The organism is Frischella japonica (assembly GCF_014489845.1).
Lineage (GTDB): Bacteria > Pseudomonadota > Gammaproteobacteria > Enterobacterales > Orbaceae > Frischella > Frischella japonica.
Map to the genome: position 1 here is coordinate 152,683 of NZ_JABURY010000016.1, position 25,571 is coordinate 178,253.

At 35.7% G+C, this 25,571-nt stretch carries 23 protein-coding genes; 9 read left to right on the forward strand and 14 right to left on the reverse strand.

Annotated elements, in window-relative coordinates:
• Window positions 1-9: 9 nt before the first annotated feature.
• The 8 genes from FcAc13_RS07700 (at window position 10) to yciH (ending at window position 6,700) form a co-directional block, all read left to right on the forward strand.
• Window positions 10-783: a PTS mannose/fructose/sorbose/N-acetylgalactosamine transporter subunit IIC gene (locus FcAc13_RS07700; protein ID WP_187755628.1), complete on the forward strand. Its 774-nt coding sequence runs from the start codon at window positions 10-12 to the stop codon at window positions 781-783.
• Window positions 773-1,591, forward strand: coding sequence for a PTS system mannose/fructose/sorbose family transporter subunit IID (locus FcAc13_RS07705; RefSeq protein ID WP_370633694.1), 819 nt, complete (start codon window positions 773-775; stop codon window positions 1,589-1,591). The genes FcAc13_RS07700 and FcAc13_RS07705 overlap by 11 nt, the downstream gene beginning before the upstream one ends.
• A 10-nt stretch (window positions 1,592-1,601) precedes the next feature.
• On the forward strand, window positions 1,602-2,690 hold the full coding sequence (locus FcAc13_RS07710; RefSeq protein ID WP_223064557.1) for an SIS domain-containing protein: 1,089 nt from the start codon (window positions 1,602-1,604) through the stop codon (window positions 2,688-2,690).
• A gap of 25 nt (window positions 2,691-2,715) precedes the next feature.
• On the forward strand, window positions 2,716-3,726 hold the full coding sequence (locus tag FcAc13_RS07715) for an SIS domain-containing protein (RefSeq protein ID WP_187755629.1): 1,011 nt from the start codon (window positions 2,716-2,718) through the stop codon (window positions 3,724-3,726).
• A 234-nt stretch (window positions 3,727-3,960) separates the two neighbouring features.
• Entirely contained in the window at window positions 3,961-4,599 is a 639-nt protein-coding gene (tmk, locus tag FcAc13_RS07720) for a dTMP kinase (protein ID WP_187755630.1), read from the forward strand.
• Entirely contained in the window at window positions 4,586-5,596 is a 1,011-nt protein-coding gene (locus FcAc13_RS07725) for a DNA polymerase III subunit delta' C-terminal domain-containing protein (protein WP_187755631.1), read from the forward strand. The genes tmk and FcAc13_RS07725 overlap by 14 nt, the downstream gene beginning before the upstream one ends.
• A 75-nt stretch (window positions 5,597-5,671) precedes the next feature.
• Complete coding sequence (pyrF, locus tag FcAc13_RS07730; RefSeq protein WP_187755632.1) at window positions 5,672-6,370, forward strand: orotidine-5'-phosphate decarboxylase; 699 nt, start codon at window positions 5,672-5,674, stop codon at window positions 6,368-6,370.
• 9 nt (window positions 6,371-6,379) lie between these two features.
• Window positions 6,380-6,700: a stress response translation initiation inhibitor YciH gene (yciH, locus tag FcAc13_RS07735; RefSeq protein ID WP_187755633.1), complete on the forward strand. Its 321-nt coding sequence runs from the start codon at window positions 6,380-6,382 to the stop codon at window positions 6,698-6,700.
• Between the two features lie 62 nt (window positions 6,701-6,762).
• Here yciH and tmaR read toward each other — a convergent pair whose 3' ends face one another.
• The 7 genes from tmaR to ggt form a co-directional block, all read right to left on the reverse strand.
• Entirely contained in the window at window positions 6,763-7,083 is a 321-nt protein-coding gene (tmaR, locus tag FcAc13_RS07740; protein WP_187755634.1) for a PTS system regulator TmaR, read from the reverse strand.
• A gap of 447 nt (window positions 7,084-7,530) precedes the next feature.
• Window positions 7,531-7,752: a methyltransferase domain-containing protein gene (locus FcAc13_RS12320; protein WP_187755762.1), complete on the reverse strand. Its 222-nt coding sequence runs from the start codon at window positions 7,750-7,752 to the stop codon at window positions 7,531-7,533.
• Window positions 7,753-8,097: 345 nt separating this feature from the next.
• On the reverse strand, window positions 8,098-8,700 hold the full coding sequence (leuD, locus tag FcAc13_RS07750; RefSeq protein ID WP_187755635.1) for a 3-isopropylmalate dehydratase small subunit: 603 nt from the start codon (window positions 8,698-8,700) through the stop codon (window positions 8,098-8,100).
• 11 nt (window positions 8,701-8,711) lie between these two features.
• Window positions 8,712-10,121 (reverse strand): 3-isopropylmalate dehydratase large subunit, encoded by a 1,410-nt coding sequence (gene leuC / locus FcAc13_RS07755; RefSeq protein WP_187755636.1) that lies wholly within the window; start codon window positions 10,119-10,121, stop codon window positions 8,712-8,714.
• 75 nt (window positions 10,122-10,196) lie between these two features.
• Window positions 10,197-11,276 carry a 3-isopropylmalate dehydrogenase gene (gene leuB, locus FcAc13_RS07760; protein WP_187755637.1) on the reverse strand — a complete coding sequence of 360 codons (1,080 nt, stop codon included), beginning with the start codon at window positions 11,274-11,276 and terminating at the stop codon, window positions 10,197-10,199.
• A 57-nt stretch (window positions 11,277-11,333) separates the two neighbouring features.
• Window positions 11,334-12,878, reverse strand: coding sequence for a 2-isopropylmalate synthase (gene leuA, locus FcAc13_RS07765; RefSeq protein ID WP_187755638.1), 1,545 nt, complete (start codon window positions 12,876-12,878; stop codon window positions 11,334-11,336).
• A 447-nt stretch (window positions 12,879-13,325) separates the two neighbouring features.
• Window positions 13,326-15,029 (reverse strand): gamma-glutamyltransferase, encoded by a 1,704-nt coding sequence (ggt, locus tag FcAc13_RS07770; protein ID WP_187755639.1) that lies wholly within the window; start codon window positions 15,027-15,029, stop codon window positions 13,326-13,328.
• A gap of 370 nt (window positions 15,030-15,399) precedes the next feature.
• Between ggt and nfsB the strand changes: the two genes are divergently transcribed.
• A complete protein-coding gene (nfsB, locus tag FcAc13_RS07775; RefSeq protein ID WP_187755640.1) occupies window positions 15,400-16,044 on the forward strand; it encodes an oxygen-insensitive NAD(P)H nitroreductase in 645 nt (214 codons plus the stop codon).
• A gap of 88 nt (window positions 16,045-16,132) precedes the next feature.
• Here the strand turns inward: nfsB and FcAc13_RS07780 are convergent, their stop codons facing one another.
• The 7 genes from FcAc13_RS07780 to glnK all read right to left on the reverse strand — a co-directional run bounded on the left by FcAc13_RS07780 (window position 16,133) and on the right by glnK (window position 25,300).
• Window positions 16,133-17,827 carry a dipeptide ABC transporter ATP-binding protein gene (locus FcAc13_RS07780; RefSeq protein WP_187755641.1) on the reverse strand — a complete coding sequence of 565 codons (1,695 nt, stop codon included), beginning with the start codon at window positions 17,825-17,827 and terminating at the stop codon, window positions 16,133-16,135.
• On the reverse strand, window positions 17,824-18,876 hold the full coding sequence (locus tag FcAc13_RS07785; protein WP_187755642.1) for an ABC transporter permease: 1,053 nt from the start codon (window positions 18,874-18,876) through the stop codon (window positions 17,824-17,826). Before FcAc13_RS07785 ends, FcAc13_RS07780 begins: the two co-directional genes overlap by 4 nt.
• A 3-nt stretch (window positions 18,877-18,879) precedes the next feature.
• Window positions 18,880-19,953: a microcin C ABC transporter permease YejB gene (locus tag FcAc13_RS07790; RefSeq protein ID WP_187755643.1), complete on the reverse strand. Its 1,074-nt coding sequence runs from the start codon at window positions 19,951-19,953 to the stop codon at window positions 18,880-18,882.
• A gap of 14 nt (window positions 19,954-19,967) precedes the next feature.
• Window positions 19,968-21,881: an extracellular solute-binding protein gene (locus FcAc13_RS07795; RefSeq protein WP_187755644.1), complete on the reverse strand. Its 1,914-nt coding sequence runs from the start codon at window positions 21,879-21,881 to the stop codon at window positions 19,968-19,970.
• Between the two features lie 56 nt (window positions 21,882-21,937).
• Window positions 21,938-22,630 (reverse strand): leucyl/phenylalanyl-tRNA--protein transferase, encoded by a 693-nt coding sequence (gene aat / locus FcAc13_RS07800; RefSeq protein ID WP_223064559.1) that lies wholly within the window; start codon window positions 22,628-22,630, stop codon window positions 21,938-21,940.
• A gap of 949 nt (window positions 22,631-23,579) precedes the next feature.
• Window positions 23,580-24,884 (reverse strand): ammonium transporter AmtB, encoded by a 1,305-nt coding sequence (amtB, locus tag FcAc13_RS07805; protein ID WP_187755645.1) that lies wholly within the window; start codon window positions 24,882-24,884, stop codon window positions 23,580-23,582.
• A 77-nt stretch (window positions 24,885-24,961) separates the two neighbouring features.
• Window positions 24,962-25,300, reverse strand: coding sequence for a P-II family nitrogen regulator (gene glnK / locus FcAc13_RS07810; RefSeq protein WP_187755646.1), 339 nt, complete (start codon window positions 25,298-25,300; stop codon window positions 24,962-24,964).
• Window positions 25,301-25,571 lie beyond the last annotated feature (271 nt).

Sequence of the window (25,571 nt, forward strand, 5' to 3'; positions counted from 1 at the left end):
GAGATCCCAATGTTAGAAGCTATTCTCTTAGGTGTTGTCGCATTTATTGCACAATCAGAATATGCATTAGGTACTTCACTTCTTTCCCGCCCCATTGTTACTGGTTTTCTTACTGGTTTGGTTTTGGGTGATGTACAATCAGGGGTAACAATGGGAGCTTATCTTGAATTGGCCTTTATTGGTTCATTCTCAGTTGGTGCGTCAATCCCACCGGATGTCGTTACTGGCGGAGTATTAGGTACCGCATTTGCTATTACAGCAGGCGCCGGAGAAGAAACAGCATTACTCCTCGGATTACCAATTGCTACTTTGACATTAATCCTAAAAAATATTTATTTGGGAATTTTCATTCCTTTACTTAGTCATAAAGCAGATCAATATGCTGAACAGGGCAATGCAAATGGTGTGGCGAGAATGCATTTGATATCTGGTTTTGGTTTATCGCTTATGCTTGCGTTAATTGTTACTTTCTCATTCTCAGTTGGAAGTAATACAGTTAAAGCATTGCTTGAGCAGATCCCTGAATTCATTAAACATGGATTAACTGTTGCAACGGGTATAATCCCAGCACTCGGTTTTGCAATGTTAGCTAAATTAATCATTAACAATAAAGTAGCCCCTTATTTCTTCTTAGGTTTTGTCATTATGGCTTACTTAAAAATTCCAGTTACAGGTGTTGCAATTTTTGGTGCAATTATTGCGGTAATCATGGTGAGTTTAACAAAACCTCAACCTGTTGTTCAATCACAAGGAGAATTAAATGAACAAGATGATGACTTCTAAGAATAAAAATCAATTAATTACTAAACAAGATTTAAGAAGAGTATTTTGGCGTTCATTTCAAATGGAATTCTCCTGGAATTATGAGCGACAAATGAATTTGGCATATGTGTATGCTATGATACCGGTACTTAAAAAACTCTATACTAAAAAAGAAGATTTAGCAAAAGCCTTAAAACGTCATTTAGTATTTTTTAATACTACGCCACACATCGTCACACTGTTGTTAGGCATCACTACCGCGATGGAAGAAAAAAATGCTACTGAAAAAGATTTTGATGATACTTCAATTGATACCATTAAAACTTCGTTAATGGGGCCCATTGCCGGTATTGGTGATTCATTCTTTTGGGGAACATTGCGTTTAATTGCGACCGGCATCGGAACCAGTTTGGCAATTAATGGTAACGCACTTGGACCAATTTTATTTATTTTAATATTTAATATTCCCCACATCTTATTCCGTTATATTTTAACAGGAATAGGATATAAATTGGGTACTGGATTTTTAGACAAAATTCAGCAAAGTGGTATGATGCAAACCCTCACCTATGGCGCATCTATTATTGGGTTAATGGTGGTCGGTGCCATGACTGCTTCTATGATTGAAATTGAAATACCAATTTTAATTACTACCGGTGATTCACAAACTAGTGTCCAAAATATTATTAATGACATCATGCCATGTTTATTACCATTAACGACCTTTGGTATTGTATTTTGGTTATTAAAGAAACAAGCTAAACCATTAACGATTATCGCCGGTATGGCTATTTTTGGCATTCTTTGTTCCTATTTTGGCATCTTGTAAGAGGTAAATCATGACAAACTATGTCCATACCATGATGACTTACATTAATGAAGAACCATTAGTATTCAATACCGTTTTAAGTCAATATCAAACTAAACTTAAATCCTTTATTGAATTTAGTCAGAACCATAAGATTAAACGCTGTCTAATCTTAGCAACCGGTTCCTCATATAATGCCGCATTGTGCGCAAAATACTGTTTAGAAAATAAAGCTAATATTTTAGTTGAAATCAAAGAACCGTTCAATTTCAATTACTATGAAAATCTTGATACACAAATAGATTTAGTAATAGCTATTTCACAAAGTGGTAAAAGTGCATCAACGATTGATGCGTTAGATAAAATCAAAGCTGTCAATATTCCAATCTTTGTCTTGACCGCGAATACACAAAGCCCTATTTGTGACAAAACTGATTATCTATTAGATATTAACTGTGGTATAGAAACAGTGGGTTTTGTGACCAAAGGTTTTTTAATGACCGTATTAAATCTCTATTTAATGGCATTAATTATGGGAAAACAAAATAATGTTTTAACCCATGAGCAGTACGATAAATGTATTCAACAATTATTACAAATTGGTCAAATGATTCCGCGAATTATTGAACAAAGTTTAGCCTTTTTTAATCAACATCGAGCTGCTTTGGTCAACTATAATCGTTTTATAGCAATTGGTTATGGTGCTTTATTTGGCGTTACTAAAGAGTTTGAAACAAAATTTACCGAAACAGTAAGACTACCATCAACAGGATATGAACTTGAGGCCTATATGCATGGCCCTTATTTGGAAGCCAACAAACAACATTGTTTATTCTTTATCGAAGATAGTTATCATGATAACGGACAATACGATCGTTCACTAAGCTTAAAAAATTACATTTCAAGTTATGTAGGAGAAACTTTTACCATCGCGATAGGTAATAGTTTGTCGCTAAATAAAAATCTCAATATCAATATTAAAGTTGATCATCATTTTACACCGTTGTTAACCGTTATTCCCTTACAAATACTCGCCTACCATGTGGCTGAAGCCAAAAATATCGATTTAAGGATTCGTATTTTTGACGATTTTGACAAAGTGCTTAAAAGTAAAATCTGAATAAAAAAAATTTAAGGAGAGAATTATGTTAAGTTTTAAAGAAGATGAATATAGAACAAGTGAAAAATTAATTATTGAAGCTCGTCCGATTGCAGAACAAGTTGCCAATGAAATTAACCAACAAGGCTATAGTAATATCTTTTTCGCTTCCGTTGGTGGAAGTTTGGCTCCTATGATGGTCATCGGTGAAATAGCCAAAGAAGTCACCGACGCACCTATTTATATCGAACAAGCTGCTGAATTATTAATTAAAGGTAATAAAAGACTCAATAAAGACTCTATTGTTATCACTTTATCCAAATCAGGTGATACCAAAGAATCCGTTGCGATTGCTAAATGGTGCAGAGAACAAGGCATTCGAGTCGTTGCGATCACTAAAAAATCAGATTCAAATCTTGCTCAGGCAGCCAACTGGCACATTCCAATGCGCCATGAAAATGGGGTAGAATTTGAATACATGCTATTATTCTGGTTATTCTTTAAATTACTCCATCTGCGTGGTGATTTTGCAGATTACGAGCAATTTGGGCAACAGTTAGAGTATTTACCACAAAACTTACTTGCAGCTAAAAAACAATTTGATCCAAAAGCCGATGAAATCGCTAAAAAATATTACCAAAGTAATTATATGATTTGGGTTGGTGGTGCCGAGATGTGGGGTGAAGTTTATCTATTCTCAATGTGTATTTTAGAAGAAATGCAATGGTTAAAAACCAAAGCTGTTAGCGCTTCAGAATTCTTCCATGGTACGCTTGAATTGGTCGATAAAGAACAACCATTATTTTTAGTTAAAGGGGAAGGAAAAGCACGAGTACTGGATGATCGTGTCGAGCGATTCGCCCAAAAAGTAACAGATAATTTAGTCGTAATTGATACCAAAGATTTCCCATTGCATCAAATTGATGACAAATTCCGATGGATTCTGGCTCCTACCATCTCTTCAACCTTATTGGTTGATCGATTAGCAGCACACTTTGAAAGCTATACAGGACATAGTTTAGATATCCGACGTTATTATCGTCAATTTGACTATTAATATTTAGTCTGACCATTTGATTTTAAGCAATGCGGTAAGCTTGATCATCGCTTACTGCATTTTTCTAATTGTATTCAATAGACTAAATTTACGATCAATCCATCAACCAAAGATACAAAGCTGACTATTTTTATGTTTAAACTTCACAAGTTATTCACAACACTTAAACAAAAATAAACATTTAAAAGTAGATTTATTGTATAATCAGACTGATTGGTAAAATGAGAGCAAATTATGTCAGGAAAGTTTATTGTCATTGAAGGACTTGAAGGCGCTGGTAAAACCACTGCTATAAAAACCGTTGCAGATGTATTGAAGCAAAACCGTATTTTCGATCTTGTTTATACCCGTGAACCCGGTGGTACTCCGATTGCTGAAGCACTACGTAACCTGATTAAAAATGGTCTTGATAATGAACCACTCACAGCAAAAGCTGAATTACTTATGTTTTATGCTGCGCGGATTCAATTGATTGATAATGTAATTAAGCCGGCATTATCAAAAAATCAATGGGTAATTGGTGACCGGCATGATCTATCAACACAAGCTTACCAAGGTGGTGGTCGTCAACTCGATAACCAATTTATGACAATACTTCGCGAAAATGTCTTAGATGGTTTTAAACCTGATTTGACTTTATACATGGATATTCCGCCAGGATTAGGCCTAAAACGAGCTTTGGCACGTGGTGAGTTGGATCGTATAGAACAAGAGTCACTAATCTTTTTTGATCGTGTGCGTAATCGTTATCAGGAATTAGCACAACATGATAGCTCGATTATAACTATTGATGCATCTCAACCATTAGAACAAGTAACACAAATGATTAGACAAACCCTTAAGACATGGTTAATTAAGCATGGTAATCAGTAAAGTTCAGATAGATTTGCAACCATGGTTAGTTAATGCTTATCAGGATTTAACTTTACCTTTAATACAACATCGTGCTCATCATGCATTATTGATAAAGTATATCAGCGGTTCAGGAGAAGATGATCTGATTAACAAGTTGGTGATGCGGTTGTTATGTCTTGAACCACAGCAAAATCAACCGTGTTATCATTGTCATAGTTGTCAATTATTCTTAGCACACAATCATCCTGATTTTTACCGTGTTGAGTTAGAAAAAGGCAAATCTTCAATCGGAATCAATCAAATTCGGCAAACTATTACTAAAATTTATGAACGAGCACAACAAGGTGGCAATAAAGTTATTTGGATTAGAATTGCATCATTAATGACCGAAGCAGCCGCTAATGCTTTACTTAAAACCCTTGAAGAACCACCTGAAAATAGTTATTTTATTCTTTCTGATCGACATGATGGACAGTTACTTTCTACTATTCGCAGTCGTTGTCTAAGTTATTTTGTAAGTATGCCAGATTTGGAAAATGCCAGTATCTGGCTTAAACAACATGTTTTAACTAACCAATTCAATGACAATGAATTAGCAACCGCACTCTTACTGAATGAGAATGCTCCTTTAGCGGCATTGTCTTTACTAGATTCTGAACATTGGCAAAACCGACAACAATTTTATAACCATCTTTATCGTAATCTTACTGAAAAAGATTTATGGGAATTACGTCATGATTTCATTAATCAAGAAGATGTTTTGATCCGTTTACATTGGGTTAATACTTTGCTCGTCGATGCTTTAAAAGCGCGGCATAAATCGGGACGTTTTATCATAAATCGTGACCATGTGCCATTAGTGAGACTTATCGCCAGCTTTGGTAATGAAACTATTATTCAACTTTATAGCATATGGAATAATGCCCGTCATCAATTGATGACCATGACAGGACTTAATCAAGATTTAATCATAAGCAATCTATTAGCAGAATCAGAAATACTTCTTAATGCATAAGGGATTTGTCTGCAATTTTATAAGATTTTTGCTATAATTCTAACAATAATTTTTTTAGAATAAGGAAATTTGTATATGCCATCCCCAATCATCGTTGCCGTTGATTTTCCTGATACAAAGTCAGCCTGGAATTTTATCGATCGCGTTGATCCCCAAGATTGTCGACTAAAAATAGGTAAAGAGCTATTTACCCTAGCTGGCCCTGATTTTGTTAAATTAATTCAAAATAAAGGATTTGATGTTTTTCTTGATCTAAAATTTCATGATATCCCTAATACCGTAGCCAAAGCCGTGGCCGCCGCAGCAGATTTAGGCGTATGGATGACAAATGTTCATGCCAGCGGTGGAGCACGAATGTTACAGGCTGCTAAAGATGCGCTTTATCATTATGGAAAAGATGCTCCTTTATTAATTGCTGTAACCGTTTTAACCAGTATGGAATTAGCTGATTTGCGCGAAATTGGTATTAATGCATCACCATTAGAGCAAGCAACTCGTTTAGCGGTATTGGCTAAAAATTGCGGACTTGACGGCGTCGTCTGCTCAGCTAAAGAGGTACAAAGTTTTAAAATTCGTTTAGGTAGCCAATTCAAATTGGTAACACCGGGTATTCGTCCGGCAGGTTCATCAGCCGATGATCAGCGTCGCATTATGACACCGCAACGCGCCATTGCCGCAGGTTCTGATTATTTAGTTATTGGTCGGCCAATTACTCAATCACCCGATCCACAAAAAACACTTAAAGATATAATGGCAACATTGGATTTAAAATAAGGCATTAGTATGGTAGAAAATCCACTGGTATATTCAACGGAAATCGGACGCGTTAAGCAACAATCGACAACCGCTGCTCGCCCAAAAGGTGATGGTTTTATACGTATTCAAAAACAAACTGCCGGTCGTAAAGGTAAAGGGGTTTGTGTTATCACTGGGTTTGATCTTAATGATCAGGATATCGCTAAACTCGCCGCTGAATTAAAAAAGAAGTGTGGTTGTGGGGGTAGTGTAAAAGATGGCGCGATTGAAATACAAGGTGACAAACGTGATCTTTTAAAACAGCTATTAGAACAGAAAGGCTTTAAGGTTAAATTAGCCGGTGGTTAATAATATTTGTCTTATAAACCGAATGCAAAAACCAAAACAGTAGTTTTGGTTTTTGCAATTGATTAATGGCTGCCTTTAGCACGCATTTTTGCTGAAATTTCTCGACGCTCTTTGGAAATTTCTGCATTTTTAATAATGAAATCATCCACACGATCTTCATAATCTAATTTCATATTGGCGATAATCGCTTGAATTTCATCATAACTCATTTCTGGTTTGATATATTCACTCAAATTTTCAAGTAATAAAACGCGTTTTTGATTATCACGAATTTTTTTTTCGTTATCAGTTATTTCACGTTTTAGCTTATTTAATTGACGAGATAAACGCACATATTCTAGAACATCCTGAAATGAAGGTTTTTTTGCATTATCTTTTTCCATTAGCTAACCCCTTAATATCAAAAAATTATAAAAAATAAATATTGTGATCAGTATATACTAGTTAGTGATTAAAGTGGAATAAATTACAATAGCTATGAACAATTACTTAAAATGATAAATTAATCGCACTAGCAAAAATAAATCTATTACTGAATACCAACGATAACCATTAACTTTAGCGTAACCATCATGTTCACTCGCAAATCATAAAAATTTTATAGCGCGCAAATTAAACTATCTTTTGTGTTTTAACAATCATCATATCCGAGATAAAAAAGCCATCGGATTGTAAATCAAAATACTGCTGCACTTTGCTGGTCGCTCGGAATGGCATCCACTTGTAAAGCGCGTGTTCGCGTACGCCTCACCCAGCTATCAAAAATTTAAAAACAAGTGATACCGTTGATTATTATCAACCGTAAAACCAGCTTCGGTCAACATAGTTAATTAATCATCCGGCGTGTAGTCACGAACATGAAAAGTATCACGCAAGGCACCTTGTTTGTAACCAACTAGATCGTCTGGAGAAACCAGAACCTTAATAATTAATCTGCTATTTGGTTGAATAATTCGATGCAATTTTCGCAAACTTTTATCTACATCATCCCAATGGAGTGCCGAATAACGACTAACAACCTGATCAAATCGCTTATTGGCGAACGGTTGCAGTTAGCACAACCTTATACAAAAGTAATATTGTTAAAACCACGTTCTTTGGCTGTTTGTGAGGGAACAGATTACATTTCATCAGCAATGATCATAAGCCGTGACAATTTTAACATGCTGCGAGCAATAAAACTGATATGCTTAGATCCCTTTCCCCTATATTGAGCAACTCAGCATCAGGATAATCTATAAAAAAATCCGCTAAATAGGCAGCATCATATCCTTGAGCATGGATGTTATTGGTTAAATAGCCGTTAGCCTGTTCGCCAAATTATTGTTTGACATTATCGGGATGTGTTGTCATGGTCATTTCTTTTCGTTGGGCGCCGATAAGCGCCCTTGGTTTAGCTATGTTAAAAAGGTCGGAATTTTATTTTCGAAAGCACTAATTGCATCTTCATGTTGCAAGGTCAACCCGATATTATCTAAGCCATTCAATAAGCAATGACGTTTAAAGGCATCGATTTTAAAAGAATATTGCTTATCGCCAGCAATCACCACTTCATTAACTAAATCAATAGTAAACTCAATACCATCATTGGCTTCAACAATTTTGAATAATTCATCAACCTCTTCTTCTGATAAATTAACCAAAAGTAACTGGTTATTAAATGAATTATTATAAAAAATATCGGCAAAACTTGAGCCAATAATAGTTTTAAAACCATAATCAGCCAGCGCCCAAGGTGCATGTTCTCGTGATGAACCACAGCCAAAATTTTCGCGTGCTAATAAAATACTGGCACCTTTATAGCGTGGTTTATTAAGTACAAATTCAGGATTAGGCTGCTGACCGGCATCATCTAAAAAGCGCCATTCATGAAATGCATGCTTACCAAAACCGGTTCTCGTTACTTTTTGGAGAAACTGTTTAGGAATAATTGCATCTGTATCAACGTTAGCCGCATCTAAAGGAACGACCAGTCCGGTATGTTTCGTAAATTTAGCCATGACAAGCCTCCTTAAAATGATTCACGAATATCAGTAAAATGACCAGTAATAGCTGCTGCGGCTGCCATAGCTGGACTCACCAAATGGGTTCTGGCATCACGACCTTGACGACCTTCAAAATTACGGTTACTGGTTGATGCGCAACGATCGCCCGGAGCCAGCTTATCATCATTCATTGCTAAACACATCGAACAACCAGGCAAACGCCATTCAAAACCAGCTTCAATAAAAATCTTATCTAATCCCTCCGCTTCGGCTTGTTCTCGAACCGGGCCAGAACCAGGAACAACTAATGCTTGCACACCATCAGCTACTTTACGACCTTTAGCAATTTGAGCGGCCACACGTAAGTCTTCGATGCGTGAATTAGTGCATGAACCGATAAAAACTTTATTAATTTTAATATCAGCGATTTTAGTGCCTGCAGTTAACCCCATGTAAGCTAAAGCCCTTTCTGCTGAATTTTTTTCGATCGGATCAGTAAAATCATTTGGATTCGGTACCTGAGCATCAATCGACGTTACTTGACCTGGATTTGTCCCCCAGGTTACCTGTGGCGCGATGTCTTTACCATCTAATGTCACAACGGAATCAAAATGTGCACCTTCATCCGTTGTCAGGGTCTTCCAATAAGCGACAGCTTTCTCAAAATCTTCGCCTTTCGGTGAAAATTGCCGACCTTTCAAATATTCAAAAGTAACGTCATCAGGAGCCACAATACCTGCTTTAGCACCCATTTCAATTGCCATATTACATAGCGTCATTCGACCTTCCATTGATAATGCCTTAATCGCTTCACCACAAAACTCAACCACATGACCAGTACCGCCGGCGCTAGTGGTTTTGCCAATGATAGCTAAAATGATATCTTTTGCAGTAATCCCTTCAGCTACTTGACCTTTAACTTCGATTTTCATGGTTTTCGCACGACCCTGTTTTAAGGTTTGGGTAGCTAACACATGCTCCACTTCCGAAGTCCCTATACCAAACGCCAAGGCACCAAAAGCACCATGTGTTGCGGTGTGTGAATCGCCACAAACAATAGTCATACCTGGTAATGTCATTCCTTGCTCTGGGCCTACAACATGGACAATCCCACGTAATGGGCTTTGTAAGCCATATAACGAAATTCCAAATTCTTTGGCATTTTTATCTAACTCAGTTAATTGAATGCGTGCCATTTCACTACATGCGCTTAAATCATTGCTTTTAGTTGAGGTATTATGATCCATTGTAGCAAATGTTTTATGGGGTTGACGAACTCTGCGATTCATCGCCCGTAAACCATCAAAAGCTTGAGGAGAAGTAACTTCATGCACTAAATGACGATCAATATATAAAATAGGTGTCTCATTTGCTGCTTCATAAACGACATGTGCATCATATAATTTTTGATACAAGGTTTTAGGATTTGTTGACATTGCTTACATTCCTTTTTGCCACTAATTAGGATTAACGTAAACGTCAATCCTCTGTTTTTTAAATTTTATTTGATATTAAATTAAACGACAGATTGCATCACCCATTTCATCAGTAGAAACAAAATCACCACCACGAGCTAAATCAATCGTACGTATACCCTGTTCTAAAGCATTATTGACAGCTTGCTCAATGGCTTTAGCAATATCATCGCGTTTTAAACTGTAACGAACTAATAAAGCTAATGATAAAATTTGTGCTGCTGGATTAGCGATGTTTTTGCCAGCAATATCAGGCGCACTGCCACCGGCCGGCTCATATAAACCAAAACCTTCTTCATTCAAACTCGCAGACGGTAACATTCCCATAGAGCCGGTAATCATGGCACATTCATCGGATAAAATATCACCAAACAAGTTAGAGCATAACAATACATCAAATTGCGCTGGATCTTTAACCAATTGCATAGTCGCATTGTCAATATACATATGCTCTAATGCAACATCCGGATATTCTTTTGCAATTTCAGTAACCACTTCACGCCATAAAATCGAGGTTTGTAATACGTTTGCTTTATCAACTGATGTGACTTTTTTACGTCGGATTTGTGCTGCTGCAAAGCCCATTCTGGCAATGCGTTCAATTTCAAAGCGATGATATACTTCAGTATCAAAGGCTTTTTCTTGAGCGCCACTGCCTTCGCGACCTTTAGGCAAACCAAAATAGATACCGCCGGTTAATTCACGCATGCATAAAATGTCAAAACCTCGTTTCGCAATATCTTCGCGTAGTGGGCACAATTCTTCCAAGCCTTGATAGAGACTCGCCGGACGCATATTAGCAAATAATTTAAAATGTTTACGCAATGGCAGTAATGCGCCACGTTCAGGTTGTTGATCAGGTGGTAAATGTGTCCATTTTGGCCCCCCTACCGAACCAAATAAAATAGCATCAGCTTTCTCGCAACCTTCTAACGTAGCTTTAGGTAACGGACAACCGTGAATATCAATGGCTGCACCACCTACATCATATTCACTGGTTGTGATTGTTAACTGATATTTGTTACGAATAACATCAAGCACTTTATAAGCTTGCTTCATAACTTCTGGACCTATTCCATCGCCAGGTAGGACTGCAATATGGTAAGACTGTGACATAATAATCCTCGATTTTTATAATATGTTATAATTTAACTTCATTGATAACGTGATTAATTAACCATGTAAACGCTGTTTTTCTTCGGCAATAATCGCTGCACGATAAATGTTATTCAATGCATTAATTAACGCTTTTGCTGATGATTCAACAATATCCGTTGCTAATCCTATACCATGATAACGACGATCATTATGCTCTACCACGATATCGACTTGCCCTAAGGCATTTTCTCCTTGACCTTTTGAAGCTAATTGATATTTAACAATCGATACCGGAATATTTGTAATGCGATTAATAGCTTGATATACGGCATCAACAGGACCATTCCCAGTAGCTGCATCGGAACATTTTTTGTCACCAACAGTAAGACTGACAGACGCTGTTGACACCACTGTACTCCCTGATTGTACGTTAAAATAATCTAGCGAAAAATGCTCCTGATCATCTTTTATCTTATTCATAAAGATTAATGCTTCAAGATCATAATCAAACACTTGCCCTTTTTTATCGGCTAAAGCTAAAAATGCAGTATAGATTTGATCAAGATCATAATCTTCATCCCGATAACCTAAATCTTGCAAACGGTGTTTTACCGCTGCTCGTCCGGAACGAGAAGTTAAATTGAGTTGAACTTGATTTAAACCAATTGATTCTGGAGTCATTATTTCGTATGTTTCACGATTTTTTAACACCCCATCCTGATGGATACCTGATGAATGAGAAAAGGCATTGCTGCCAATCACTGCTTTATTAGCAGGGATTGGCATATTTGCAATTTGGCTTACGATCTGACTGGTCCGATAAATTTCTTGATGATTAATATTGGTATGTACATTTAAAATATTTTGGCGAACTTTAATTGCCATAATCACTTCTTCTAAAGCGGTATTACCGGCTCGTTCACCTAAACCATTCATCGCGCCTTCAATCTGCCGAGCACCTTCCTGAATCGCGCTAATCGAGTTAGCCACCGACATGCCCAAGTCATCATGACAATGAACAGAGATAATCGCTTTATCAATGTTCGGGACACGTTCAAATAAGGTACGAATAATGCCACCAAATTGATAAGGGATAGTATAACCGACAGTATCTGGAATATTGATCGTGGTTGCCCCTGCTTGAATTGCTGCTTCAACAATCCGACATAAGTTATCAATTGGGGTACGGCCTGCATCTTCACAAGAAAACTCCACATCATTAGTATAATTACGTGCACGCTTAATACAGTGCACAGCCCGTTCAACGACATCTTCAAATGTCATTTTTAATTTATCTTTTACATGTAAGGTCGATGTTGCCATAAACGTATGAATGCGAAACTGATCCGCAACCTTTAATGCTTCTGCGGCAACATCAATATCTTTTTCAATACAACGAGATAGCGCACAAACTCGACTATCTTTAATCGTTTTCGCTATAGTTTGTACCGATTCAAAATCACCAGGAGAAGAAATAGGAAACCCTACTTCCATTACATCCACACGCATTCTTTCCAATGCTAATGCTATCTGTAATTTTTCTTTAACACTTAAACTCGCTTGTAGTGCTTGTTCACCATCACGTAATGTCGTGTCAAAAATAATGACTTGATCGCTCATTGTTTTTTTCCTTTTTTATATTGTAGCGCTATTACGGTATTTCAAGTTAACAAAACAAAAAACCCGCACTTCAGCGCGGGTTATTGTTAATTTGTCGAGTTATCTATTGAACTATCACTTTACTCCACAAACAAACGATCCGCGCAAATCAATGCGAGGAGGAGGTTGAGAGCGAGTGATAAAAAGTTAGTCAACATAACAACTTTCATTCCAGTAATAGTACAAGATTTGATTGCTGATATTTTTATCAAATCATGCTGATTGTGTCAACGAATATTTATCATGTGTTTTAATATTATTTTAATTTATTAATAAGAACATAGTTTATAAACGAATAAAATAAAAAAACTATTGTATTTTGCAAATATCGTAATAGCGAATTAGATAAATACAGAATAATTTATATTAGCCAATATAATAAAACCAACAATCATTTTACTAAATATTCTATTGGATAACCATGGACTTACCGCGACCACGAATATCAGATACGGCTTGAGGTACATTATCAATGACTTGAATAGCTTGTATATCACCACTAAAATCTTGTTGATAAAAGTCATAACCCATTTTTTCAAGCTGAGATTTAAATTGTTCTGATAATTTATTTTGAAAACGTTCTATAAAAATCAGATTCTTTGGTAATAATTGATGATGATAGCGAGGTGCATAAACTGCGTCTTTTAATGACATACCATTATCGTAAACATTAGCCACTACCTGAAAGATAGAAGTAAAGATCCGTGAGCCACCCGGTGTACCAATCACCATAACAACTTGATTATCTTTGGTAAATATCGTTGGCGTCATAGACGATAATGGTCGTTTATTCGGAGCAATTGCATTAGCATCTTTACCGACTACACCAAATTGATTGGCAATACCTGGCTTACTACTAAAATCGTCCATTTCATTATTAAGAATAATACCAGTACCTTTTACGACCACAGCTGAACCAAACCAACCATTTAAAGTATATGTATTCGATGCCGCATTACCCCATTTATCTACGATTGAAAAATGGGTAGTCTGTAATTTTTCACGGCTATTAGATAAACCTGGTTGAACGTTTTCTGTTACGGATATTGTTTGTGGATCAACTTGTTTGGCTCGGTTTAATAAATAAGTAGGATCGATTAGTTGCGATACTGGCACCGCTACAAAATCAGGATCCCCCATATATTCGGAACGATCAGCAAATACACGCTTTTCAATTTCTGCTAATAAATGAACATATTTGGGTGAATTTACTACTACACCCTTAAACTCATTCTCGAGATTTTGTTTCATTAATAATAATTGGATTAAACCAATACCACCCGAACTTGGTGGCGGCGCTGTAACGATTTGCATCCCTTTCCAATTAGCAATTAAAGGTTCACGCCAATTACTTTGATAATTGGCTAAATCGGATTCTGTGATTAATCCATCATTTTCAGCCATTTGTGAAGCAATCAGTTTCGCGGTTTCTCCTTTATAAAAACCATTTGGCCCTTGTTCAGCAATACGAATCAATACCTGACCTAATTCCGGTTGTTTAAATAAATTTCCTGTCTGTAAACCTGAAAAATATTGTTTAAAATTACCATTAATTGGCGCATCTTTTAAAACTTCTTGATAACGTAATTCCAGTTGTTGTTCAACATAAAAACCTTCATTAGCGAAACGAATAGCTGGAGCTAGCACAGCTGACCAAGGTAACTGACCAAAACGCTGATGAATCGCCCACATGCCGGCTACTGTACCGGGCACACCTGATGCTTTATGTGAATATAAACTTAAATTTTCAATCACATCTTGATTTTCATCTAAGTACATATCCTTAGTGGCTGCAGCGGGTGCAGTTTCCCGATAATCAATAAAGTAAGGTTTACCTTCCATCCATAACGTCATAAATCCGCCACCTCCAATGTTGCCCGCTTCAGGATAAGTGACTGCCAATGCAAAAGCAGTCGCAACGGCACTATCCGCGGCATTACCGCCTTTTTTTAATATTTCTTGTGCGGCAAGTGCGCCATAATAATCTGGTGCTGCAACAGCTCCCACTTCAAATGGTTGGTTGATTTTATCCGCAGCGATAACCTGCTGGCTAAGAAATAAAAATAGGATAAGATTGCAATAGTCAAAAATTGTTTGCTTGCGATAAGACATCTGAACCTCCTATGTCATTATTATTAAGGTTTGACTCATCAGGCGAATACTTTTTTATTAAAAGGTATCAAACGAAATGAAATCAATAATCAATATAGCATACACAAAATAGATGGGTTAATAAGAAGTATTTATAAAGTAGTTAAACATTGAAATAAACTTAATGATAAACAAAATATCGTATCATTAAGAATCCAAATAATTTAAATAGTGTTATTCGGCTTAAAAAAATACAATAAGTTGAACATCTTTTTAATGCTAAGCGCAGTTAATAGGATCATCAAAAAATGTGAGATTATCATTTTATCAATTTTATTAATTTTATTAATAACTTATAATGATAATCCAGATATTAAATAGGAGTCTTCATATGAATATCGTTGAAATTTCGCAAACACGTTATACGACTAAACATTATGATAAAACAAAAAAAATTCCTCAAGATAAACTTGAACAGCTGTTGACGGTATTAAGAAATAGTCCTTCTTCGGTTAATTCCCAGCCATGGCATTTCTTTGTGATTGATAATGATATTGCTAAAAATAAAATTTTACCGGCAGTTGCCGAATTTAATCAACCACGTATTACCGAATCTTCTCATACCATTATTTTTTGTGCTAGATCACCATTAACAGAAGCACATCTCACTAATTTACTTAACCAAGAAGAACAAGATGGTCGTTTTCCCGTCGTCGGATTAAAACAAGCGCAAGATCAAGGTCGCCACAATTTTGTTGAGCTGAACAGTAAAACTATTGAGTCACAACTTGCCTGGGAAAGCAAACAACTCTATATTGCTTTAGGCCAATTATTATTTGCAGCTACCGCTATTGGTATCGATTCTACTCCAATCGAAGGTTTTAATGCGACTAAAATGGATGAAATATTAGGCTTAAAAGAGAAAGGCTTAACAAGTGTCGTGATCGCTGCATTAGGATATCGGGCTGAAAACGATGGCAATGCTGAACGCCCAAAATCACGCTTACCAAAAGAACAAATTTTCACTTTTTTATAATTATATTCGTTAAGTGGGTCGCATCGACCCACGGTTAGTTTTAGTTGCATACACGATCAAACCAATATTATTTATATTTGTGTCACAATTAATGATCACTACTACGGAATAATAACGCCTCGCTCCAGTTTATTTGGCTTGGATCTTTTTTATTGCCACCGCCAGACATGTTTTGTATTTTTTGTTTAAACGGTTTATCTAAACACGATAATAACAATTTGGTATAGTCATGTTGGGGATCACTAAAAATGTGATCACGTTTACCTTGTTCGACGATATGTCCATTTTTCATAACGATAATTTGATGACAGAAAGAATAAACCAAGGAAAGATCATGACTGATAAACAGATAACTAAGTTGATATCTTTGTTGTAACAGCTTTAATAAATTAATAATTTGCAATTGAACCGTTCTATCCAATGATGAAGTCGGCTCATCTAAAACTAATAATTGTGGTTGCAATATAAGAGCTCGAGCTAAGGCAATACGTTGACGCTGACCACCAGAAAATTCTGATGGATAACGATAACGCCAATTTGGATCCAACCCAACTTCTTGCATAATATGGATAACTTTTTGTTCACATTCTGAATGACTCAGTTTTTTATGTGCTCGTAATCCCTCATTGATAATCTGCTCAACATTAAGGCGGGGATCAAGCGATGAAAAGGGATCTTGAAAGACTGCCTGTATACGACTGCGAAACGGTAATAATTTTTTTTGACTTAATTTGGATAAATAGTGGCTATCGAACCAAATATCACCTTGTGATTTAATTAACCGCAAAATAGCCAATGCTGTAGTGGTTTTACCGGAACCAGACTCGCCAACTAATCCTATCGTTTCGCCTTCATGAACGACTAAAGCAACATCATCAACAATTTTGCGTTTTTGCCTTTTAAACCAACCTAACTTTGTTTTTACTTCAACATTTAAATAATTAACGTTAAGTAAAATTCCTGGCATTTTCGGTAATGGTATTGGGTTTCCTTCTGGTTCAGAATTAATTAATAGCTTGGTATATTGATGTTCAGGTCGTAAAAAAATGCGATGGCGATTATTAAATTCGACGATTTCACCATATTTCATCACGGCAATATTATCAGCAATTTTTCTAACCACACTTAAATTATGTGAGATAAACAGCATACTCATATTTAGCTCACTTTTTAACTCTTTTAATAATTGAATAATTTGTGCTTGTACCGAAATATCTAATGATGTTGTTGGCTCATCAGCAATTAATAATTGCGGCTTAGTTAATATCGCCATAGCGATCATTACCCGCTGTCTTTCACCGCCTGAAAGCTGATGAGGATAATGGTTTAATCGGCTCTTGGCGTTTTTAATACCCACACGTTCTAAATAACTTATCATTTCACTACGAGCTAAGTTATGGCTGTGTATGCCCATGTGTATGGATAATACTTCGAAAAGTTGCTTTTCAATGGTATGAAGTGGATTGAGTGATACCATTGGATCTTGAAAAATCATACTAATATGATTCCCACGGATTTTCCGCATTACCTTATTACTAACAGATAACAAGTTCTGGTTAGCAAACCATATCTCACCACTGTTATAAATAACTTTTTCAGGGGGTATTAACTGTAGAATAGATAATGCTGTGATCGATTTACCGCTGCCTGATTCACCGACAAGCGCCACGGTTTCCTGTTCCTGAATAGAGAAACTGATGTTTTTTACTACTGGCAATAATCCGTGTGATTGTTTAAATGCAATGGATAGATTATTAATATGCAAAAGAGGTTGATTCATCAATTCACTCCTTTGTTAGGATCGAAGGCATCACGCACCGCTTCTCCGATAAAAATGAGTAAAGATAATAAAACTGCAATAATTAAAAATGAACTTATACCTAACCAAGGGGCCTGTAAATTATTTTTACCTTGTAGTAATAATCGTCCTAAAGAAGGTGAATCAATAGGCAATCCAAAACCAAGAAAATCCAGTGAAGTTAAAGTAGTGATAGAACCGCATAAGATAAAAGGTAAAAATGTTAAAATAGCTACCATCGCATTGGGTAAAATATGCCTAAACATAATTTTATGATGACTCAAGCCTAATGCTTTAGCCGCTAAAATATACTCAAAGTTGCGTGTGCGCAAAAACTCCGCACGCACAACACCAACTAATGCTGTCCACCCAAATAAAATTGTTATAGCTAATAGCCACCAAAAATTAAGTGTCATTATGCTCGACAACAAAATAATCATAAACAAGACAGGTAAACCATTCCATATTTCAATAATACGCTGACCAAATAGATCGACCCAACCACCATAATAACCTTGTAAGGCACCAAAAAATATGCCAATTAATGAAGTCACAAAACATAACAGCAATGCAAAAAGCATCGAGACACGGAAGCCATATAAAAGATTAGCCATCACATCAAAACCTGCATCAGTAGTACCCAACCAATGCTCAGCCGATGGTGGTGTTGGGAAAGTAGTTTCAGTGTTATAAACTAAGGTTTTATAACTATAACGGAAAGGTGGCCAAATGATATATCCGCCACTTTGTTCTATATTTTCAATAATTATTGGTTCAAGATAATTTGCTGGTGTCGCGAAATCACCGCCAAAAGACGATTCCGAATAGGTTTCGATAATCGGAAAATAGAAATGATCCTGATACTTTATCAATATTGGCTTATCATTCATTAGAACATTTGACAGTAAACTCAATAAGAAAAAAATCGCAAATAACCATAATGAAAGATAACCACGTCGATTATTTTTAAATCGTTGCCAGCGTCGTTGATTGATTGTTAACGGTGCCGATGATTGATTAGTTTTATTCGTCATTTATTATCGTGCCTCAAAATCAATACGTGGATCAATTAACATATAGGTCAAATCTGTAATCAATTTGGTTACTAAACCAATTAATGTAAAAATATATAAAGTACCAAAAATTACTGGATAGTCACGTTGTATGATCGCTTCATAACCCAGTAACCCTAATCCATGCAGAGAAAAAATTACTTCAATTAACAATGATTCGGTAAAAATCATACCAATAAAGGCAGCAGGAAAGCCAGAAACAATCAATAATGTTGCATTACGAAAAACATGACGATAAAGAATCTGTCGTTCACTTAGTCCTTTTGCTCGGGCAGTAACAACATATTGTTTACGAATTTCATCTAAAAATGAGTTTTTGGTGAGCATTGTTAAAGTAGCAAAGCCACCCATCACCATAGCAGTAATGGGTAAACAAATATGCCATAGATAATCTTTGATTTTATCCCAAGTTTCAAGTTGATCGAAATTGGCTGATATTAAACCTCTTAAAGGAAAAATATCCCAATAATCACCACCAGAAAATAGGATAATTAGTAAAATTGCCAATAAAAAAGCTGGAATTGCGTAACCAACAATAATCACGACACTTGACCAAAAATCAAATCGGCTGCCATCTTGTACTGCTTTATGTATCCCTAATGGAATTGAGATTAAATAAATCAATAATGTCGTCCATACACCTAATGATATCGAAACCGGAAGACTATTTATAATTAAATTTATAACAGAATCACTTTTGAAAAAACTATTGCCAAAATCAAAACAAATAAAATTTTTTATTGTATCAATATATCGTTCCCAAATTGGTTTATCAAAACCATATTGTTTTTCAATAGCAGAAATAATTTGTGGATCTAATCCACGTGCTCCACGATAAAATTGATTTTCTTGATTTATGACCATCCTTTCACTATTAGGTAACAAAACTTGTCCACTTTCAGCTCCCATTTCAATCATCGCTATCGCCTGATCAACCGGACCTCCAGGTGCAATTTGTATAACAAAAAAGTTAATCGTTAAGATAACCAATAAAGTGGGAATAATAAGTAATAATCGCCGAATGAGATAACTTAGCATGTTATTTGTTCCTTTTACTCATTATTTTTAGGTAACTTATTTGCCTTATCGGCATCATACCACCAAGTATTCACACCAATACTGTAAACGGGCTTAATCTTTGGTTTATCAAATTTATTCCAATATGCATAATGAATTTGACGCGGCATCCACATCGGGATCATTGGATACGCATGGGTTAATACGCGATCCAACGCTCGGCCGATATAAAGCAATTCTTCTTCATCATCAATATAATTTGGAATCAGTGCAATTAAACTATCAATTGCCGCATTATGTAGCCCGGAAGTGTTCCAACTTGAGTTGAGATATTCACTACCCCATAGTATCATTAATCCTGAAGTAGGATAGTCTATCTTACTGTAATTTGTAGGAATCATATCAAAATCCCGTTTACGTAAACGGCGAGTAATTTGGGCATAATCAACCGAGCTGACATTCATTTTAATACCTAATTTGGCTAAATTTTGCTGAAATGGTATTACATATTTGTTATCTGCTCCCATATAAGTAAGTAATTCAAACTCAAATGGTTCACCTGTTTGTATATTCACCAGTCGATGATCTTTTATCACCCATCCAGCTTGTTGCAATAACTGTTTCGCCTTTAATAAATTAGCACGATTAAATCCATCACCATTGCTCGATGGTATGTTATAAGCTTCACCAAATACAGTGTCTGGTAAAATAGCCGCATAAGGCATCAATAATTGTCGTTCCCGTTCACTGGGTTTACCAAGTGCAGCATAAGGTGTGTATGAGAAAAAACTCATTGGTTGAATAAAACTGTCGTAATAAAAGACGTGATTTAACCATTTAAAATCATATGCTAATGTTAAGGCTTGTCTAACTTTAATATCTTGAAACAGAGGTCTTTCTAGATTAAAAGCAAGCCATCTTGAATTAATGGCCTTAGTGACATCATCCTGTTGTTTAAGGATATACTCTTGATCAAAATATTTCCCTTGATATTGGGTAAACCATTTTTTAGGTTGTGATTCACTACGAAAATCATATTCTCCAGCTTTAAAAGCCTCTAAAGCAACATCATCATCAGAATAATAATCGATCCGTTTAATTTCAAAATTATTCAGCCCCTGATTTACGGACAGATTATTCCCCCAATAATTTGGATTTAATTGATAAATGGCATATTGTCCTAATTTAAAATCACTGATGACATAAGGTGCGCTACCAATTGGTGGTGTAGCCAATGGCTCGGCTAAATTTTTATCTTGCCAAAAATGTTGTGGTAACACACTAAAATCACCGACGAAACTCAATAAATCCTCTCGATTTGGTGTCGGTAATTCAAATCTAACCCGATATTTATCAAGTGCTTTCACTGAATATCCTTGATAATACATACGATATTGTGATACACCTTCTGCCATCATTTTATTGAAACTAAATTCGACGTCGTACGCGGTTACAGCTACACCATCACTAAAACAGGCATTAGGATTAAGCACGACTTCAGCCCATTTATATTGATCAGAGTAGGTAATCTCGCTCGCTAATAACGGATAATAGCTATCAAGTTCATCGCCCGATGTGGTAAATAACGTTTCATATAGACTATGCGAATGCCTTTCAGCCACTCCACGGCTAGCCAAGCGATTAAAATTATCGAAGCTGCCGATTTCAGCCTGACGAATGATCCCCCCTTTTGGTGCATTGGGATTAACATAATCAAAATGGGTGAAATTTTCGGCATACTTAGGTTGACCAAATAAAGCAAAATGTGTGGTCGTATATATTTTTTCAGAACTTGTTGCATCTTGCTCACTAAGCTCTACAAGCTGTAACGGTCCAACCAGTTCCTCTGCGTTCGTCTGCGTTAAAAAACAACCAAATGAACATAACACTACTAATAATTTTGACAAGATTCCCGAATTAAATGTTTTGTTAATATTATTTTTGTGCATTTTATTCTCGATATTTTTTCAAGGCGACGATTAAATTAAATTATCTTTATTTAACTCTATGAATGATAACATAAATATTGCTTATCATAACAAAATGACTTCAATTTTATAACTTGTAATTGCTTTAAATAGTGTAAATATTTTTGGCGTGGTATCTCAAACGCCCCTAATGACGCGGTATGGTTATTGATTACCTGACAATCAATTAATAAACCACCACATCGACTAAAATGGCGGCTAAAAGCATATAATGCAACTTTAGAAGCATTGCTTTTTAGGCTAAACATGGATTCTCCACAAAATACAGCACCTTGTGCTACACCATATAACCCACCAACTAACTGATCATTCTGCCAAACTTCAACTGAATGAGCAAAACCTAATTGATGGAATTGGATATAAGCAGCAATTATCTCATCCGTAATCCACGTCTCACCATGATTTTTCGCACACCCTTTTATAACCGCTGTAAAATCATGATTTATACTGATTTTATAATCACACTTTTTCAAAAATTTATTAAATGTTCGATTAATATGAAATTGTAACGGATCGAATACTGCACGGGGCTCGGGAGACCACCATAAAATAGGTTCATCATCGTTATACCAAGGAAAAATGCCTTGTCGATAAGCAACCGATAAACGCTCTGGTGACAGATCTCCCCCTATAGCGAGTAATCCGTTTGGTCTGATTAGAGCCATATTTGGGTCAGGAAATGCTAAATTTTCGTCTAAATAAGTTAACAATACAAAAATCCTAACAAGCTAATTAGTATTGAAAATTATAACGGATAAATAAGTGAAAAACTTCTATTATAAACATTTTTAGTCGAATCAACTAAAAATATGCTTGGGTTGTTTATCTCATATCGCATTTATGATTACGTTATTTTATAATCGCTGTGCTTTTTAGCATAATAACTTATCATAATAACGACTATGGATGAAAATGATGTTATTGATTTGGGGTACTGGCGGTAATCGGACAAAAGCAAAAAATGTGCTTCCACCAATGTAAACATTGCAAAAAACTCGCTGAATTTAGTGTATATGATGAATATCATTAATTCCATTTTTGGTATGTATTTAGCTTTGTTAGATAAATTAAATATTACATTTGTAGCTTGTGAATAAGGCGATCATACCGATAATATTCCAACATCTGAATTTAAATCCAACTACCCTAAACTTAAATATCCTTTCATTCGCAGATGAGGCGCAGTTATTTGTGGCGGATATTCTATGCTATTAGAGGCTTTTTCTTATATAATTGGCTCTATGCTATTGAAGACAAAGAAAGTACTTTCAAAACCAAAGCTGAACTTATCAATTCGATAATAAACGATTTTATGTCGTCGATTTATCCAAAATCGTTCTTAGTAGCTTATCAATAAGGATAAAAACAGTTATGGAAAATAAAATTGTTAAGCTGTGATAGTGAAAAACAGATATATCATTTTACTATGTCAAAAGAAGCTCACCTCTCGATTGAAGCTGCTTTTAAACAGCTCTTCCCTTATACTTTTAACAATGAGATTGATCTCTCTTTATTGCAACAGCAAGTAAAAAATACAAAGAACAATTTATCATTTTAACAATTTGCGCAACACAAAATAAAAACTTTACGCTGTCTAAAATAAGGGCGATATCTCCGCCCTTCAATTTCAACTCCTCAATACATTAAAATATTATTCAATTAATCATTAAATGCACTTTCACCATGACTATTAATATCCAACCCTTCACGTTCATCATCGGTGCTTACACGTAACCCGACCAAGAGATCAGCTATTTTAAAAGCAATAACCGCGACGACCGCCGTCCATACCATACAAGTAATTATACTCATTGTTTGGATACCCAACTGTTTTATCATCGTTACATCGTCAGTAAAACCGATACCGCCTAATGATTCAGCTGTGAAAATTGCCGTTAAGAGACAACCGACAATACCACATATACCATGTACACCAAATACATCACAAGTATCATCAACCTTTAATAAGCGTTTTAAACTCGATACCCCCCATACCCCTGCAGCGCCACAAATTAAACCAATAATCAAGGCCCCACCGACTCCTACAAATCCAGCAGCTGGTGTAATACCGACTAAACCAGCTATCACTCCCGAACAAGCGCCTAAACAAGATGGTTTACCACGATGAATCCATTCTACGGCTGACCATGCTAATACACCACTGGCTGTGGCAACCACTGTATTAATAAATGCTAAGCCTGCGATTTCATCAGCATGCGTTGATGAACCGGCATTAAAGCCAAACCATCCGATGTATAAAATAGCTGCACCAAGATAGACATAGCCTAAATTAAATGGTTTGAGTGGTTCTTTATTAAACCCTACCCGATGACCGCTCATATATGCACCGATTAAGCCTGCTACTGCAGCATTAATATGCACGACTGTACCACCAGCAAAATCAAGTGCACCTTCATCGCCCAGAATTCCGCCCCCCCAAACCATATGCGCCATAGGTATATAAGAAAAAGTAAACCAAATCACCATGAAAATTAATACAGCAGAAAATTTAACTCGTTCAGCAAAGGCTCCTAAAATTAAACAGCAAGTGATACAAGCAAACGATCCTTGAAAAGCAATCCAGATAAATTGATAAATGCTTCCTTCAATATCCGTTATCTTAATACCTTTTAATAAAAACCAATCAAAACTACCAAAAAACCAATTCCCTTCACCAAAAGCTAACGAATATCCATAAACGACCCATAAAACAGCAATGAGTGAAAAACTTACTAATACTTGGGTTAACATCGATAAAATGTTTTTCGAACGTAATAAACCGCCATAAAATAAAGCAATACCTGGTACAGACATAAATAACACTAATGCCGTACAAATCATCATAAAACCATTATCCGCTTTATCAGCTAAAGAATTTGTAACAACTTCTTGTATTAATATTTCTTCAGCTAATACATGACCTGAGGTAAATAGTCCCAGAATAAATAATATTTTTTTTATCATTTTACATATTCCTTATCAAAATTTTTTTGATGTGAATGAATATCACTGAATAAATTAGTATTCGTTGGCACAATTTACTAAAGTGCATCTTCATCCGTCTCACCTGTACGAATACGAATAGCACTTTCTAAAGCTGTTACAAAAATTTTGCCATCACCGATTTTGCCGGTGTGAGCGGCTTTAGTTATGGCTGAAATCACTTCATCCAATTGTTCATCTAAAATGCCAATTTCAATTTTGACTTTGGGTAAAAAGTTAATTGTGTACTCAGCACCGCGATAGAGTTCAGCATGACCTTTTTGTCGACCAAAGCCCTTTACTTCAGTTACCGTCAATCCTGTAATATTAATATTGGACAAGGCTTCGCGAACTTCTTCTAATTTGAAAGGTTTAATAATTACTGTCACTAATTTCATTAAATCATCCTCATCATTGCTAATAATAAATAATCTAATGCAAATGTTATGCCAAACCATTGTTATATAATGAGCATGAATGAAATGTCTAAATAAAAGAAGTTATTATCCATTGGATAAATAAAAGCGAATTATTCTTTGCTGGTCAGCCAATGTAACAATAAATTGGTCAATTTAATAAAATGAAATGTATTGCTTTTACATGCTTATTTAAATCAATCGAATGATTTTATGGAAAATTGAAATCTCGATGCACTATCGCACTAATATA